Source organism: Mesorhizobium robiniae, assembly GCF_040545535.1.
Taxonomy (GTDB): Bacteria; Pseudomonadota; Alphaproteobacteria; order Rhizobiales; family Rhizobiaceae; genus Mesorhizobium; species Mesorhizobium robiniae.
Window position 1 is genome coordinate 685795 of sequence record NZ_JBEPMC010000003.1, and the last position, 16994, is coordinate 702788.

Annotated in this window: 14 protein-coding genes; 5 read left to right on the forward strand and 9 right to left on the reverse strand. The window is 64.1% G+C overall.

Annotation, left to right across the window (positions count from 1 at the left end; genetic code table 11):
• Window positions 1-14: 14 nt before the first annotated feature.
• The 9 genes from ABID19_RS11520 to ABID19_RS11560 all read right to left on the reverse strand — a co-directional run bounded on the left by ABID19_RS11520 (window position 15) and on the right by ABID19_RS11560 (window position 11105).
• Window positions 15-959 carry an ABC transporter permease gene (locus tag ABID19_RS11520; protein ID WP_354490543.1) on the reverse strand — a complete coding sequence of 315 codons (945 nt, stop codon included), beginning with the start codon at window positions 957-959 and terminating at the stop codon, window positions 15-17.
• Window positions 956-2011 (reverse strand): ABC transporter permease, encoded by a 1056-nt coding sequence (locus ABID19_RS11525; protein ID WP_354490545.1) that lies wholly within the window; start codon window positions 2009-2011, stop codon window positions 956-958. Before ABID19_RS11525 ends, ABID19_RS11520 begins: the two co-directional genes overlap by 4 nt.
• A complete protein-coding gene (locus ABID19_RS11530; RefSeq protein ID WP_354490547.1) occupies window positions 2011-3522 on the reverse strand; it encodes an ABC transporter ATP-binding protein in 1512 nt (503 codons plus the stop codon). The genes ABID19_RS11525 and ABID19_RS11530 overlap by 1 nt, the downstream gene beginning before the upstream one ends.
• Window positions 3523-3710: 188 nt before the next feature.
• Window positions 3711-4742 (reverse strand): BMP family protein, encoded by a 1032-nt coding sequence (locus ABID19_RS11535; RefSeq protein WP_354490549.1) that lies wholly within the window; start codon window positions 4740-4742, stop codon window positions 3711-3713.
• 162 nt (window positions 4743-4904) lie between these two features.
• A complete protein-coding gene (gene pcaF, locus ABID19_RS11540) occupies window positions 4905-6110 on the reverse strand; it encodes a 3-oxoadipyl-CoA thiolase (protein WP_354490550.1) in 1206 nt (401 codons plus the stop codon).
• A gap of 52 nt (window positions 6111-6162) precedes the next feature.
• Window positions 6163-7482, reverse strand: coding sequence for an NAD(P)/FAD-dependent oxidoreductase (locus ABID19_RS11545; protein WP_354490552.1), 1320 nt, complete (start codon window positions 7480-7482; stop codon window positions 6163-6165).
• Window positions 7482-8867 carry a glutamine synthetase family protein gene (locus ABID19_RS11550; RefSeq protein ID WP_354490553.1) on the reverse strand — a complete coding sequence of 462 codons (1386 nt, stop codon included), beginning with the start codon at window positions 8865-8867 and terminating at the stop codon, window positions 7482-7484. Before ABID19_RS11550 ends, ABID19_RS11545 begins: the two co-directional genes overlap by 1 nt.
• Window positions 8868-8871: 4 nt before the next feature.
• Window positions 8872-10155 (reverse strand): glycosyltransferase, encoded by a 1284-nt coding sequence (locus tag ABID19_RS11555; protein ID WP_354490555.1) that lies wholly within the window; start codon window positions 10153-10155, stop codon window positions 8872-8874.
• Between the two features lie 11 nt (window positions 10156-10166).
• Window positions 10167-11105, reverse strand: a complete 939-nt coding sequence (locus ABID19_RS11560; protein WP_292648132.1) for a GntR family transcriptional regulator — start codon at window positions 11103-11105, stop codon at window positions 10167-10169.
• 236 nt (window positions 11106-11341) lie between these two features.
• Between ABID19_RS11560 and ABID19_RS11565 the strand changes: the two genes are divergently transcribed.
• From ABID19_RS11565 to ABID19_RS11585, 5 genes are all read left to right on the forward strand, one after another.
• Window positions 11342-12406, forward strand: a complete 1065-nt coding sequence (locus ABID19_RS11565; RefSeq protein ID WP_354490557.1) for a polyamine ABC transporter substrate-binding protein — start codon at window positions 11342-11344, stop codon at window positions 12404-12406.
• A 335-nt stretch (window positions 12407-12741) separates the two neighbouring features.
• The gene (locus ABID19_RS11570) at window positions 12742-13584 is read left to right on the forward strand and encodes an ABC transporter permease (protein ID WP_354490676.1); all 843 of its coding nucleotides are present in this window, start codon (window positions 12742-12744) and stop codon (window positions 13582-13584) included.
• A 183-nt stretch (window positions 13585-13767) separates the two neighbouring features.
• Entirely contained in the window at window positions 13768-14559 is a 792-nt protein-coding gene (locus tag ABID19_RS11575) for an ABC transporter permease (RefSeq protein WP_435528711.1), read from the forward strand.
• Entirely contained in the window at window positions 14556-15629 is a 1074-nt protein-coding gene (locus tag ABID19_RS11580; RefSeq protein WP_354490560.1) for an ABC transporter ATP-binding protein, read from the forward strand. Before ABID19_RS11575 ends, ABID19_RS11580 begins: the two co-directional genes overlap by 4 nt.
• Before the next feature lie 17 nt (window positions 15630-15646).
• A complete protein-coding gene (locus ABID19_RS11585; RefSeq protein ID WP_354490562.1) occupies window positions 15647-16921 on the forward strand; it encodes a glycosyltransferase in 1275 nt (424 codons plus the stop codon).
• The last annotated feature ends 73 nt before the right edge of the window (window positions 16922-16994 follow it).

Sequence of the window (16994 nt, forward strand, 5' to 3'; positions counted from 1 at the left end):
AGTTCGCCTGGCCGTCAGCGTTCTTCCCGGCGAAACGGCTTGAGCAACGCCGAAGGAGCGACGGCGTTGCGAGACATCACCGCCATGGCGACGATGGTGAAGATGAAGGGCAGCATCAGGAACGCCTCATAGGGGATATGGCCGAGCCCGCTCGCCTGCATGCGCAGTTGCAGCGCATCGACAAAAGCAAACAGCAGGGCGGCTCCCGCCGAACGCCAGGGGTCCCAGCGGCCGAAGACGACGAGCGCGATCGCCACCCAGCCACGCCCTGAAACGAGGCCGAAGGTGAAAGCGTTGAACTGCACCATCGACAGGAAGGCGCCAGCCAGCCCCATCAAGGCGCCGCCGAGAATCACCGCCTGGAAGCGCGTCGCAATGACGCTGACGCCGGCCGAGTCGGCGGCGCGCGGGTTTTCGCCGACCATGCGCACCGACAGGCCCCACGGCGTGCGGTAGAGCACGAAGGCTGCCAGCGGAACGGCAAGGATCGCCATGTAGACCAGCGAAAACTGGTTGAACACCGCTGGTCCGAGCACCGGGATGTCGGAGAGAACAGGAATCGGCCGCGTTTCGAAACTCTTGATGCTGGGCGGCACCGATTGCTGGCCGAAGATCAGCCGGTAGAGGAAATAGGCGAGCCCCGACGAGAACAGCGTCACGCCAATGCCGCAGACATGCTGGCTGAGGCCGAGAGCCACCGTAAACAGCGCATGCACAGCACCCATCAGCGCACCGGTGACAACTGCCGCAAGCACGCCGAGCCAAAGGCTGCCGCTGAGGCTGGTCGCGGTGAAGCCGGTCATCGCCGACAACAGCATGATGCCTTCGATGCCGAGATTGAGCACGCCGGCCCGCTCGGAGAACATCTCGCCCAACGTCGCAAAAGCCAAAGGCGTGGCGATGCGGATGATGGCGGCGAGGAAGCCGACCTGAAAAATCTGTTCGAGCACCACGCTCATTTGGCTGTCCCCACGCGGCGGATGCGGTAGGCGGTGAACAGCAACGCCACCAGCATGGCAAGCAGCGCGGTTCCCTGGATGACGTCGCTGAGGAAGGCCGGAACGCCGGTGGCCCGCGACATCGCCTCGGCACCGGTCATGACGGCGGCGAGGAAGAGCGCCGCCGGTACCACGCCAAGCGGATTGAGCCTCGCCAGCATGGCGACGACGATGCCGGAATAGCCGTAGCCCGGCGAGATGTCGCTCATCACCTGGAAATGCACGCCGCCGACCTCGCCGACGCCGGCAAGGCCGGCGAGCGCACCGGAGAGCAGCGCCGTCGAGATCAGCACACGCTCGACATGGATGCCGCCATAGCGCGCCGCTTCGGGATTCTCGCCGATGATCCTGATCCTGAAGCCGAGCGTCGTGCGCGCGATCAGAAACCAGATGACCGGCGCAGCAAGGAACGCCGCCACGACGCCGAGATGCAGCCGCGTGCCTTCGAGCAGTACCGGGAAACTCGCTGAATCCTCGATCGGCGGCGAGATCGGATAGCCGCTGAAACTGTCTTTCCACGGGCCTTCGATCAGCGCCATCAGGGCATAGAAGATGACCGAGTTGAGCAGCAGCGAGCTGACCACGTCATCGACCCTGAATTTTACGCGCAGCGTCGCGGGGATCAGGGCGACGGCAGCGCCGGCCGCAGCACCCGCCACTGCCATGAGAAGCATAGCGAGCGGCCCCGGCATCGGAATGGCGCCGACGGCGCAGCTCGCCACCGCGCCGGCAAGCAACTGCCCCTCGGCGCCGATGTTCCAGAATCTGGCGCGGAAGGCGACGGCGACGGCAAGCCCGGTGAAGATCATCGGTGTTGCACGCACCAGCGTTTCGGTGATTGCGTAGCTGTCGCCGAGCGACGCCGAAAACATCACGCCATAGGCCTCGATCACGCCGGCGCCGGCCAGTGCGATCAGACCGCTGCACAGCACCAGGGCTGCCCCGATCGCCAGCAGCGGCAGAGCGAGATTGAACCAGGCGGGCGTGCTGGTGCGGGCTTCCAAGCGGACCATCAGCCGTGACCCTCCGCCCCAGTCATCATCAGACCGAGCCGCGCGATGGTGGCGTCGGCGCTGGCGAGCGTGCCGACGATGCGTCCCTCATACATCACCGCGATGCGGTCGCAGAGCATGAGCAGTTCTTCGAGATCCTCGCCGATGACGATGATGCCGCAGCCCTTGGCACGCATGTCGAGGAACTTTTCGTGGATAAAGCGCGCCGCGCCGATGTCGAGACCACGCGTCGGCTGCGAGACGATCAGCACCTTAGGGTCGAAGGCGAGCTCGCGCGCCAGCAGCGCCTTTTGCAGATTGCCACCGGACAGCGCGCCGGCGCGCGTCATCGGCCCGGGGCAGCGTATGTCGTAGGCCTTGATCTGCGCCTCGGCGAAGGCGCGGATCGCGTCGGGCTTGAGCAGGCCGTTGCGGCTGAACGCATCCGTGCCGATGCGCGGCAGAACCATCGAGTCGGCGAGCGGCAGATTGGTGACCAGCCCGGTCGTCATCCGGTCTTCCGGGATGCGCCCGAGACCGAGCGCCTGCACCTCGCGCGGCGAGAACCGCGAGACCATTTTGCCGGCTATCGTCATTTGCCCGGCGTCGGGCGCACGAATGCCGGAGATCACCTCCGCCAGCGCCCGCTGACCATTGCCCGAGACACCGGCAATGCCGAGGATCTCACCGGCACGCACAGAGAGCGACACATCGCGCAGCGCCATGCCGGAATGGCGCGACGTCGAGATGCCGTCCAGGGTCAGCACCGCAGCACCCGGCGTCGATGGTCCCCTGGCCGGCGGAACGATCTCGTGACCGCACATCAGCCGCGCCATTTCCGAGGATGTCGTGCTGGCAGGTGCGTCGACGCGGCCGGCAACGCGGCCGTGCCGCAGCACCACGCAGCGATGGGTAAGCGCCCGCACCTCGTTGAGCTTGTGCGAGATGAAGATGATGCCGAGGCCCTGGGCCGCCATCGACCGCAGTGCCGAAAACAGTCCGTCGACCTCGGTTGGCGCCAGCACCGCCGTCGGCTCGTCGAGGATCAGCAGCCTTGCGCCACGAAACAGCGCCTTGACGATTTCAAGCCGCTGCTGCTCGCCAACCGACAGCGCCGAGACGGGAAGGTCCGGATCGAGCGTGAGCCCGTGCTGCCGGCCGATCTCGGCGAGCCGCGCCAGCCCGCCGGCCTGATCGATCCGGCCCGACTTTCCGGGAATGCCGATCAGCAGGTTTTCCAGCACCGACAGCCGCGGCGCGAGATGGAAATGCTGGTGCACCATGCCGATGCCGGCCGCAAGCGCATCGGCCGAACTGTTGATCGTCACCGGACGGCCCTGAACCAGGATGTCGCCGGCGTCCGGCGCATAGGCGCCGAACAGAATGTTCATCAGCGTTGTCTTGCCGGCGCCATTTTCACCGAGCAGCCCGAGAATTTCACCGGGTGCCACGCTCAGATCGACGGCTTCGTTTGCCTTGACGGCGCCGAAGCTCTTGGAGATGCCGCGCATTTCGATGAGTGGGGCGGGCAAGAAGGGGCTCCCGATGAGAGATGGCGCTGATACCCCTCCCCCTTGAGGGGAGGGTGCCGAGCGAAGCGAGGCGGGAGGGGTCGCCTCAACCGCCTCGACGCTTGAACTGAGAAAGATGGAGCGCGTCGCAGCGGACCCCACCCGGCCCTGCGGGCCACCCTCCCCTCAAGGGGGAGGGGTAGCTCGCTCTAATCCGAAACCGGCGTGTTCTCATCGACATCGACGCGGAAATTGCCGTCTAGAATCTCGGCCTTCTTCTTCTCGACCAACTCCTTGACGTCGGCGGGCAGCGTCTCGTCGAACTTGTGGTACGGCGCCAGAAAGGAGCCGCCCTTAGCCATGCGCGAGAAATCGCCGTAATCCTGTGCGGTGAAGACGCCCGCCTTGACCAGCTTGATGGCGTGCTCGACCGTCGGATACATGTCCCAGACAGGGCCGGTGATCACCGTGTCGGGGCCGAGGCTCGACTGGTCGGACATGTTGGAGATGGCGAGGATCTTCTTCTCGACCGCCGCTTCGATGACGCCGAAGCGTTCGGCATAGATCACGTCGACGCCGGCATCGATCTGAGCGATAGCCGCTTCCTTTGCCTTCGGCGGGTCGAAGAAAGAGCCGATGAAAGCGACCTTCCTCTTGATATCGGGATTGACCTCCCTCGCGCCGGCAAAGAAGGCGTTGACCAGCCGGTTGACCTCGGGAATGCCCATCGCCGCGACGGCGCCGATCGTGCCTGATTTCGACATCTTCCCGGCGATCAGGCCGGAGAGATAGGCAGGCTCGTGGATCCAGTTATCGAAGACTGCGAAATTCGGCTCAGCCGGCCCGGCGCCGGAGCCGAACAGGAAGGCGACCTTCGGAAACTGCTTGGCGGTTCGGCGGGATTCGCGCTCGGCGGCGAAAGCATCGCCGAGAACCAGCTCATAGCCGCCTTGCGCATATTCGCGCATGACACGGCTGAAATCGGCCGACTGCACCTTCTCCGACCATTTGTACTCGATGCCGAGTTCCTTCTCGGCCCTCTGCAAGGCGACATGGATCTGGTGGTCCCATGGCTCCTCGATCGGCGTGGCGAAGATCGCCGCCACCTTCAGCTTCTTGTCCTGCGCCAAGGCATTGCTCGGCAGCATGGCTGCCGCCAGGCCTAACGCGCCCAGTTCCAGCAAATTGCGTCGCGAAAGTCCTTCGCGTTTCGATTGGATTTTGCTCTTCCCATTTTCCATTGCATGCCCCTCTGATTGACGCCGTCGAGCCGGCTGTTTCTTTGAATTATCAGCGAGGGAACTATGGAACGGCGTCCGACCTTTGTCCACATGGTCAAATTTGTCGGGAAGCTGCAGTTGGCCGCTCGTCGTGGCAAACCGCGGCCGGCGCTTGATCTTGTTTTACAGCCTTTCCAGCGCCACGGCGATGCCTTGGCCGACGCCGATGCACATGGTGGCGAGCGCATAGCGGCCGCCACGTTCGCGAAGTTCCAGCGCCGCGGTGCCTGATATGCGCGCACCCGACATGCCGAGCGGGTGGCCAAGTGCAATGGCGCCGCCATTGGGATTGACGTGCTCCGCGTCCTCGGCAATGCCGAGCTGGCGAAGCACGGCGATGCCCTGAGAGGCAAAGGCTTCGTTCAACTCGATGACGCTGAAGTCTGTCGGCTTCAAACCCAGCCGGGCACACAGCCTCTGCGTCGCCGGCACCGGGCCGATGCCCATGATGCGCGGGGCCACGCCGGCGGCCGCACCGCCAAGGATGCGGGCGATCGGCGTCAGGCCGTATTTCTTCACAGCGGCTTCCGAGGCGACGATCAGCGCCGCGGCACCGTCATTGACGCCTGACGCGTTGCCGGCCGTGACCGTGCCGCCTTGCCGGAACGGCGTCGGCAATTTCGCCAGTGCTTCGATGGTCGTGCCCGCGCGGGGATGTTCATCTTTTTCCACAACGACCGCGTCGCCCTTGCGCTGCGGGATCGTCACCGGGGTGATTTCCTTCGCCAGCCGGCCGCTGGCTTGCGCGGCGACCGCCTTGTCCTGGCTGCGCACGGCAAAGGCATCCTGGTCCGCGCGGGAGACGGCGAACTCTTCGGCGACGTTCTCGCCGGTCTCCGGCATCGAATCCACGCCGTACTGCTTCTTCATCAGCGGATTGACGAACCGCCAGCCGATGGTGGTGTCATGAATCTCGGCATTGCGCGAAAAGGCGGTTTCAGCCTTGGGCATAACGAAAGGGGCGCGGCTCATCGATTCGACGCCGCCTGCTATCATCAGCTCCGCCTCGCCTGATTTGATGGCGCGCGCGGCAATGATCACGGCGTCCATTCCAGAACCACAAAGGCGATTGACGGTCGAGCCGGAAACCTCCTTGGGCAGGCCGGCGAGCAGCAGCGCCATCCGCGCCACATTCCGATTGTCTTCGCCGGCCTGGTTGGCGCAGCCATAGACGACGTCGTCGATACCAGCCCAGTCGATGCCAGGGTTGCGCTCGACCAATGCCCTCAGGGGTATCGCACCAAGATCGTCGGCGCGGACCGACGCCAACTGCCCACCAAAGCGGCCGATCGGCGTGCGGATGTAGTCGCAAATATAGGCCTCGGCCATCTATGCAGCTTTCTCTCTTGCGTTCCCCTGGTGCGGGCCCGCTTGCCTTCGCTTAATGCTTGATGCGGTCGCGCATGGCGTACCAGAGCATGCCGAGCACATAAAGCGGACCGCGCAGCGCCGTGCCGCCGGGAAACGGCATTGGCCTGAGCGTCGAAAACAAATCCAATCGGGAAGTATCGCCGGTGATCGCCTCGGCGAGCAGCTTTCCCGATAGCGTCGACAGGATCACGCCCTTGCCGGAATAACCATGCGCAAAATAGACCTCGCCATAGTGGCCGACATCCGGCAGGCGCGATGTCGTCACCGAGACCAACCCGCCCCAGGCATGGTCGATGCGGCGGCCGCGCAATTGCGGAAAGGTGTTTTCCATATGCGGCCGCACGAAGCCGACAATGTCCGCGGGCGGTGACGGCGTGTAGCGCTCGCCGCCGCCGAACAGCAGGCGCCCGTCCGCCGACAGCCGATAGTAGTTGACGACGAAGCGTGTGTCGGAAACGGCCACATTGCTTGGGATGACGTCGCTCGGGTCGTCCAGCGGCTCGGTGGCGATGATGTAGTTGCCGACGGGCATGATGCGGCTGTTGACGCGCGGCTCGAGCCCCTGGAGCAGCGCATCGCCGGCCAGCACAACGTGCTTGGCGCGGACCGAGCCGTTGGCCGTCGAAACCCTGATGGCAGGTTCCCGCTCCAGCCGCAGCGCCACCGAATTTTCGTGGATGGCGACGCCCGCAGCAGCGGCGGCGCGGGCAAGACCTAGCGTGTAGTTCAGCGGATGCATATGGCCGCCGAGCTTCTCGTACATTGCGCCGTGATAGGGCGTGTTCACCAGTCCGCGCGCCTGCGCTGCCGACAGCATCTCGACATCATGAAAATTCATCACGGTGGCAAGGCACTCGGCCTCTTCTTCGAGATCGCGCAGGTCGGAGCTATTGACCGCACCCGCCAAATGGCCAGTGAGCCTGAGGTCGCAATCGATGGCGTGCCGCTCGATCAGGTCGAGCACCAGGCCGCGCGCCTCGAAGGCGAGATCGAACAGCGCCCGCGCCCGTTCGGGCCCATAGAGCTTGACCAGACCCTTGGCGCCCTTGCGCAGGCCGGGGATGATCTGGCCGCCATTGCGCCCGGACGCTCCCCAGCCGATCTTGCCGCCTTCCAAGAGCACCACCTTCAGCCCGCGCTCGGCGGCATGAAGGGCTGCGGACAGGCCGGTGCAGCCGCCGCCGACCACCACCAGATCGGCGTCGATATCGGCCTGCAGCGCCGGATGATCCGGAGCCGGATTGGCGGTCGCGACATAGTAGGACTTGCTGATATCCAGGCCGGAGTTGAAGCCCCCAGAATCAAAGCCTCGAGAATTGAAGCCCATCATCATACCTTGAGCAGCAGATGGTCGCGTTCCCAGCTCGTGACGACGCTCTGGAACAGGTCGAGCTCGACGCTTTTGATGCGCAGGTAGGTCTGGACGAAATCTTCACCGAGCAACTCCCGAACCGGGCTGCACGCAGCGAAACGGTCGAGCGCTTCCTCCATGGTTTTCGGCAGCGTGCTCTTGCTGCGATAGGCATTGCCCGAGGCCTCCGGCGAACGCGACAGTTTTTCCTCGACACCGAGATAGCCGCAGAGCAGCGAGCCGGCCATCGCCAGATAGGGATTGGAATCGGCGCCGGGCAGCCGGTTTTCCACCCGTCGCGCAGCGCGCCCGCCGGCCGGCACGCGCAGGCCGCAGGAGCGGTTGTCATGCGACCATTCGATATTGGCCGGCGCGCTGTGGTTGGGGCGGATGCGGCGGAACGAATTCACGTTCGGCGCAAACAGCGGCATCACCTCGGGAATGTACTTCTGCAGGCCGCCGATGAAATGCCCGAACATCTCGGTGTCAGCATCATCGCGCCCGGCAAAAAGCGTGTTCCCGGCATCGTCGATGACCGACATGTGGAGATGCATGGAGCTGCCGGCTTGTGCTGCGATCGGCTTGGCCATGAAGGTCGCATGCATGCCGAATTCCTGCGCGGCCTGGCGCGTCATCCGCTTGAACAGCAGCACCTTGTCGGCCAGTGGCAGCGCGTCGCCATGCAGGAAATTGATCTCGAGCTGCGCCGTGCCCGATTCATGGATCAGCGTGTCGAGCGGCAGCCCGGCCTTTGCGGCGTAGTCGTAGAGTCGCTGGATCACCGGCTCGAATTCCTCCAGTGCCGCCATGTCATAGGGATGCTGCACGGTTTCGGAGCGGCCATTGCGCCCGACCGGCGCGGTCACCGGCCGATCGGGATCTGGATTGGGCGCGGTCAGGTAGAATTCGAGCTCCGGCGCCACAACCGCGCGCCATCCGCGCTGGCTATAGAGATCGATCACGGCCCTCAAGATATGACGCGGCGAGGCCATCCACGGCCGGTCGTCCATGTGAAACGCATCGGCAAAGACATAGGCTTTGCCCGCTCCGCCACCCGGCGCAAGGCAGAGCGTCGCAACGTCCGGCACCATCCGCATGTCGGGGTCCTGGTAGCCGAAGCCCTCGTCGTTGGAACCGGAATAGCGGCCGTCGATGCAGACCAGGAAGGCGCTGCTCGGCAGATAGAGCGCGCGATCCTCGAGTGACTTCAGCAACTTGGCCGTCGGCAAGGTCTTGCCGCGCAACACGCCATTCACGTCCGGCACCAGGCACTCGACTTCCCTGATCCCCTGCTGCTCCAGCCATCCCTTCGGATCCTCCATTGGGGTCATTTGCGGTGCATCCGTTGTTGTGGTCTTGAGCATCAGGTCACGTCCTTACAAGGGCGAGAATGGCTTCGGCGGCGGCGTCCGTTCCCGGCGCCCGTGCCATGGTGGCCGCATTCTCCTTGAGACGGAAGCGCATTTCGCCGTCGGCCATTAGGCCAAGGATGGCATTTTCCAGTTCATCGTCGCTCCAGCCATCGCGGCTGAGGTGGCGGCCGACGCCGGTTTCCTCGGCACGTTGCGCATTGTCGTGCCCGTCCCAGCAATAGGGCATGATCAGCGACGGCACGCCGAAACGCAGCGCTTCGCAAAAGCTGTTGTTGCCGCCGTGATGGATGAAAAGGTCGGATTTCGCAACGACCGATGGCTGCGGAAACCAGGCATTGAGATAGACATTGTCCGGAACCGCGCGATAGGTGTCACGCAGACCGCCGACATTGACGATGAAGCGAGCCGGAAGCCGGTCGAACACGGCGAGCATGCGCTCGATCAGGCCGACATCCATGGCGCCCAGGCTGCCGAAGCTGAGATAGACCAGCGGCCCGTCATTGCGCGGAAACACCGGCACGTCGAACGGCCCTTCCGAACGGACGCAGCCTTCGAGATAGACGAAGCGGGCTGGGTCGAGCGGCTTGGCCCGCTCCCTGCGCACGATCGTCGGCGTCAGCAGCAAATTGAGGTCAGGCGACGCTTCCAGAAACAGGCCCTTCGGCAACGGCGCAAGACCGGCATCCGCCCGAAGCCGGTTGAACCGGTCATGGGCCGGAGCGACCGCTGCCAGATAGCGGGCCTCGAAGGCCGCGCGGCTCGGATCGTCGGCGGCGAGACCGGACAGATAGGGCGGCACATCGGGGTCGGGCAACTCGGTCTCGGCGCAGGAGACGACGCGCACCCATGGGCAGCCGGCGGAAGCCAGCGCCGGAAACATGATGACATTGTCGAGCACGACCGCGTCCGGCTTCAGCCGCGCCAGCAATTGGCGCAGCGGCGCCTCGGCATTGACGGCGGTGTCGACAATCGCTTCCCAGGTCGGGGCGACGTAGGTCTCGAGCTGGTCGATCGGGCTCAGCCTGAAATGCGGCAGATGCCGGCGCACGAAAGCCTGCCAATAGCTCTGGCGTTCGCTGTCGGTCAGCGGCTCGTCGGTCGGCAACTGGTACTCCTGAAAACCATAGTCGGCAAACACGCCGGAGAAGCCGGCATGGCAGATGAACACCGGCCGGGCGCCACGAGCGCGCAAGGCCTGCGCGATACCGACGCAATTGAGTGCGGCGCCGAAGCTCGCTTCGGGAAACAGCGCGATGGTCGGGCTGGCTTTGCGCGTCACTATGGTCCTCGTCAAGCCGGCCGGCTGATCATGCCGAACAATGCGGGGGCCCCGCGACTGGCTGCCTGCGGCCGCTGGCTGCGGGAAAGCCGCAAGTGGACGCGAAGCAGGTCGGCCGCAACCTCATACTGCCGGCTTTCCAATTGGTCGAGTATGGTCAGGTGCTCGCGCAGCGACTGCTTCAGCCGGAAGACGTTGACGCCGGCATAGGTCCCTGGCAGCCGGCGCAGTCTGAGATGGTCGGACAGCGCGTCGGTGACGAACCGGTTGGCGGCGCCATCGGCGATTAGGCCGTGAAAGTCGATGTCCAGGCGCTGGAACTCTCTGATATCGAATGCGGCGTCGGGCAGCGCCAGCAGCGCCTCCATGCCCTGGCGCAATGCCGCCGCGCGGGCCCCGTCCAGCCGGAAGCCAGGCGCCAGAATGGCGGCAGGTTCGAGCAGCAGGCGGAACTCGTAGCTTTCCCCTTGTGCCTCCGGATCATCGGGCGCCCGCCTGAACAGCCAGGACTGACCCGGCGCGCGGTCCAGAAGATTTTCGTCTGTCAGTTTCTTTAATGCTTTTAGTACCGTCTTCCGCTCGGCATCATACCGCCGCATCAGCGCGCCGATGGTCACCGTCTGATCCAGCCGGCGCGCCGACCGATCACGCAGGATCATCTCCGCGAGCTCGTCCTCCTCGGTAACAGGCAGATCGGTGGCAAGAGTCGCCTGGCTGGTGAGGTCCACCGCAAGGCGGTAGCCCGATTCAGCCTCCCAGCGCACGACGCCTTTTTCGGTGAGCAGGCGCAATGCGGCCCGCACCGGAGTCCGCGAAACGTTGCAGAGGGAGGCGATCTGCTGTTCCGGGAGGTGGGCGCCGGCTTCGAAGCCGCGCTGCCGGGCCACATCCAGAATGCGCTGAGCGAGATCGAGATGGTTGGTGCGCGGTCGTCTGGCGGCGGCTTGCATGGTGGTTCTCGTGAGCGGGCTTAACTGCTGCGGTTTGGCCGATCCCCTTGCAGACACATCGGCCAGGTTTCGCAGCGATTTTCCAAATTATGGATTGACGTACTTTTTTCTGCAATAGTACTGTGAGGTCAATCGGCAACAAAAAGACCGGGGAACAGGATCGAAGCGGCGACATGATCGCAAGCGCTGGTCCAACGATGATTGAATTCGACGATCAACCAGAATGGGAGTCTGTCATGACCGCCTCAACCCGCCTGCGCCACCCGTTAAAGATATCTTCGGTCGCGCTTGGCCTCGCCCTGGCGCTGTCGGCACCGGTGGCAGCCGCCGACCTCGTCATTTCCAACTGGGACGGCTACATGGCGCCGGATGCCATGGCCGCCTTCAAGGCCGCGACCGGCGTTTCCGGCGAGGTGGTGGTTCACGCCACCAATGAGGAGATCATGGGCAAGCTCGTCGCTTCGGGCGGCAAGGGCTATGACGTGGTCTTCGTCTCCTCGCCCTTCGCCGAAGTGCTGAACAAGCTAGGGCTGATCGAGACGATCGATCACGCCAAGATCCCCAACCTCGCCAATCTTTATCCCGAGGCGGCGAAGCTGCCGCACGACGCCGGCAACAATTTCTCCGTGCCTTACACCTGGGGCACCACCGGCCTTTGCTACCGCTCGGATCTGGTCAAGACCGAGCCGACCAGCTGGAACGATCTTCTCGCCCCATCCGACGCGCTCAAGGGTAAGACCACCATGCTGGCGACAGACCGCTGGCTGCTTGCCGCCGGCCAGCTCGCCAAGGGCTATTCGGTCAACGAGACCGACCCGGCCAAGCTCGCCGAGGTCAAGGACCTGCTGATCTCGGCCAAGAAGACCTTGCTCGCCTATGACGACACCACCTTCTACTCAAAGCTGGTCTCGGGCGAGGCGCTGATGGTGCAGGCATGGGATGGCTGGTGCAACTACGGCATCGCCGAGAAGCCTGAGATCAAATACGTCATCCCCAAAGAGGGATCGGATCTGTGGGTCGACACGATGGTGGTGATGAAGGCGTCGCCCAACAAGGACGCTGCGTTCCAATTCATCAACTTCATGCTGGACGCCAAGAACCATGCCTGGGCGGCTCAGAACATCGACTACAAGGTGCCGAACAAGCCGGCTATGGAAAGCCTGCCAGCCGATTTCCTCGCCAAGTTCCCCAATATGGGCATGCCGGTGGCCGAGCTGGTCAAATTCGAGCAGTTGCGTGACGTCGGCGACGCCCAGCGCGATTATTCGAAGATCGTCTCCGAGATCAAGGCCGCGCAGTAAAATCGATTGCTGGAAGTCAGCTTGCGTTCCTTCACGCCCCCCTCTGGCCTGCCGGCCATCTCCCCCTCAAGGGGGGAGATTTGTCGGCTTGCGGCTTTTCGCCAATCGCCCGCGCAGCGCCCCCTCATCCGGCCGCTTCGCGGCCACCTTCTCCCCGTGGGGGAGAAGAGACTGGCGTCAACGCTGGCGACCTCCTCTCCCCTCGGGGAGAGGTCGAATTGCCCCGAATTGCCCTTTGCAATTCGGTTGGCAATCCGGGTGAGGGGGTCTGCCGTTGAGAAACCCCGTGGACCAGAGGGCACGGCGTGACGCAACCCTCCCGCTCCTCCTTGCTGATGGCGCCGGCGCTGGCCTGGCTCACTGCCTTGATGGTGGTGCCATGCGCGCTGGTGCTGGCGCTGGCCTTCTTCCGGCGCGGCATCTATGGCGGCATCGAATACACGTTCACGCTGGAGAATTTCGGGCTGGTGTTCGACCCGCTCTATGCCGGCATCTTTCTCAATTCGGCACGCATCGCCGGCACGGCCACACTGATCGCGGTGGTGATTGGCTATGCCGCGGCCTATGCGATCGCGGCAGCACCGCGCCGGTGGCAGCCGGTGTTCCTGTTCTTCGCCGTGCTGCCGTTCTGGTCGAACTACCTGATCCGCACCTATGCCTGGATCGTGTTGCTCAACCGCGAGGGCCTGATCACCCAGCTCTTGCGCTGGCTTGGCTACACCGGCGAGCCGCCGTCGATGCTTTACACCGAAGGCGCCGTCATCGCCGGCCTGGTCTACAATTACCTGCCCTTCGTCATCCTCGCCTGCTATGCGCCGCTGTCGCGCCTCAATCCGGAGCTCGCAGAGGCATCGCGCGATCTCGGCGCCTCGGCCATGACGACGTTTCGCAGGGTGATCCTGCCGCTGACGGTCCCCGGCATCGCCGCCGGCGCCGTGTTCGTGTTCGTGCTGTCGATCGGCAATTTCGTCACGCCGGCACTTCTGGGCGGCGGCCGCTTCCAGATGATCGGCAATCTCGTCTACGACCAGTTCCTGACCGCCAATGACTGGCCCTTCGGCGCGGCGCTGGCGATGGCGCTGATCGCCATCATGCTGCTGGTCCTGACCGCGCAGGCTTTGGCCGCAGATCGCGCCGCTGGCCGTATCGCCGAAGCCAGAGGTGACGCGGATGGCTGAGCGTTCCCTCCTTTCCTTCTCCCCGTTCACGGGGAGAAGGTGCCCCGAAGGGGCGGATGAGGGGCAGCGCGACCTTCTGCCCTGTTGGGCGCTGCCCCTCATCTGCCTGCCGGCATCTTCTCCCCGTGAACGGGGAGAAGGACGCTCGCCGCTCGCTCACCTCCAGACCATCGGACGTCAGCCATGACTTCATCTCCAGCCCGAGTATTAGGCATGCAGACGATCCTCGTCCTCGTCTTCGCCTTTCTCTACATCCCGATCGGCGTGCTGGTGGCGCTGTCCTTCAACGCAGGCGGGCTGCCAACCGTCTGGTCGGGCTTTTCGCTGAAATGGTACGCCTCGCTCGCCGGCAATTCCGCGATCCTGTCCGCCGCCCTCAACACGCTGATCGTGGCGGTTGTCTCGACCGCAATCGCCACCTTGCTCGGCACGCTGCTGGCGATCGGCGTCGAAATGCGCCGGCAGTACGGGAGAGGCCTCGAGGCGCTGATCTTTGCGCCGATGATCATTCCCGACATCGTGCTGGCGATCGCGCTGCTCAGCTTCTTCTCCATGCTCGATTTCACCCTGGGCCTGCACACCATCATCCTTGCCCATGTCGTCTTCAACCTCGCCTTCGTCTGCTCGGTGGTGCGCGCGCGGCTGAAAAGCTTCGACTGGTCGATCGTCGAGGCTTCCGCCGATCTCGGCGCTTCCGCGCTCACCACCTTCCGGCGGGTGACATTGCCGGTCATCCTGCCTGCGGTCGTCGCTGGTGCGCTGCTCGCCTTCACGCTCTCGGTCGACGAATTCATCATCGCCTTCTTCACATCAGGTGCAGGTCGCGCCTCGACCACGCTGCCGATGCAGATCTATTCGATGATCCGCTTCGGCATCACGCCGGAGATCAATGCATTGGCGACCATCGTCATGGCGGTCTCAATCACCGCGCTGACCTTGTCGCAGCGGCTCAACCGCGGGGTCATCGGCCAATGAACGAGCCCCGCACGCTGCTGGCGATCGACAAGGTGTCGAAGAATTTCGGCCGGGTGACCGCCGTCGACGGCATATCGCTCGACATCCGCGAGAACGAGTTCTTCGCGCTGCTCGGGCCTTCGGGCTGCGGCAAGACCACGCTGCTGCGCATGCTGGCCGGCTTCGAGACGCCCAATCACGGGCGCATCCTGCTCGACGGCCGCGACATCGCCAGGACCCCGCCCAACAAGCGGCCGGTCAATTTGATGTTCCAATCCTATGCGCTGTTTCCGCATATGAGCGTCAGGGCCAACGTTTCCTATGGCCTCGAAATGGAACGCTTGCCGGCAAAGGAAATCCGCTTCCGCGTCGACGCCATCCTGGCGACGACCGAGCTCGTTGCCTTCGCCGACCGCAAGCCGGAGCAATTGTCGGGCGGGCAGAAGCAGCGCGTCGCGCTTGCCCGGGCGCTGGTCAAGCGGCCGCGGCTGCTTCTGCTCGACGAGCCGCTCGGCGCGCTCGACAAGAAATTGCGCGGCGCCATGCAGCTGGAGCTGAAGCGCCTGCAGCACGAGGTCGGCATCACCTTCGTCATCGTCACCCATGACCAGGAAGAATCGCTTGTCATGGCCGACCGCATGGCGGTGTTCAGGGACGGCAAGCTGCTGCAGTGCGACACGCCGCACGCGGTATACGAGTATCCGGCGGATCGTTTCGTCGCCGACTTCATCGGCGTGATGAATTTCGTGCCGGGCAAGGTTGCCAGCGACGGCGTGCTGGCAGCGGACGGCACACGGATCGTCGGCACAGTTCCCGCAACACTTTCGCCCGGCGCTGCCGCGGTCGCTTCGGTGCGGCCCGAACGCATCCGGCTGTTCCCGTCGCCAGAAACGGCCAACCGTGTTGCTGGCACCGTCGAGGCGCTCGCCTATCAGGGCCTCGACCTGCAGCTGCATGTCCGCACCGCCCTCTCGCCAAAGCCGTTCCTGGTGCGCGTCACCGCGGACGCCGCCGACCGTCGCCCGGTCTCGTCGGGCGATGCGGTCGAGCTCGGCTGGGATGCCGCCGACGTCAGAATTTTCGCAGATTGATTGAAGGAGAAGCTTTCATGGCGCAGAAGACGATCGCGTTTTTTCCGGAAGCGGCCTACGGCCCGGCGCTCAATTCCGTCGGCATCGCCCAGGCGGTCGAGGCGCGCGGCCACAGGGCGGTGTTCCTGTCGGACCCCGGCTTCGTCGACGTCTACAAGGGCTACGGCTTCGAGGCTCATCCAGTGAACCTGTCCGAGCCGATGCCGCCCGAACAGATGGCCAAGTTCTGGGAAGACTTCATCAACGGCCACATCCCGAATTTCCGAAAATCGCCTTATGACCAGGTCGACAATTACGTGAAGGATTGCTGGACGGCGATCGTCGACAGCGCCAAATGGGCCGAGAAGGATTTGCCGGGCGTGCTTGCGGCGATCAAGCCCGACGTCATCTGCGTCGACAACGTCATCCTGTTCCCGGCGATCAAGCAGTATGGCAAGCCGTGGGTGCGCGTCATCTCCTGCTCGGAAAACGAGATCGAGGACGAGGACATCCCGCCGCATCTATCCGGCTGCGGCGAGAACGACCACGCCTGCCATCAGCGCTATCGCGACCATTTCAATACGGTCATCAAGCCGATCCACGACGACTTCAACGCGTTCTTGATTGCCAACAACGAAGCGCCTTATCCGATCGGCCAGTTTTTCGAGGCCTCGCCCTACCTCAATTTGCTGCTCTATCCCGAGGCGGCAAAGTTCAAGCGCCGCCATCCGCTCGACCCGGCAAAATTCCAGTATCTGGAAGGCTGCGTGCGGCAGGAGAAGCCCTACTCCGTGCCAAGTTTTACGAAGAATAATGACGGGCCGCTGCTCTATGTTTCCTTCGGCAGCCTTGGCGCCGGCGATGTCGATCTGCTGAAGCGCATTATCGAAACCTTGGGCAAGACGCGCTACCGGGCGCTGGTCAATGTCGGCGGCTACAAGGACCAGTACGCGCAAGTGCCCGACAATGTCATTGTCGAGAGCTGGTTTCCGCAGCCCTCGGTCATCCCGCAGGTCGATGCGGTGATCCACCATGGCGGCAACAACTCGTTCACCGAGTGCCTGTATTTCGGCAAGCCGGCGATCATCATGCCCTATGTCTGGGACGGCCACGACAACGCAACGCGGGTCGAGGAAACCGGCCACGGCTTCGGCATGCCGCGCTACGACTGGAGCGACGCCGCGCTGGTCGCGAAGATCGAAGCCTGCCTGACCGACACGGCAATCAGGGCCAAGCTGGCGAAAACGTCGGCGCAGATGCAGTCGCAGAACGGCCCGGAGAAGGCGGCGGGGCTGCTGGAGAAATTGCTGTGACCGGGCGGATGGGTATGGCGTTCCTTCGCGCCCCCCTCTGGCCTACCGGCCATCTCCCCCACTTGGGGGGAGA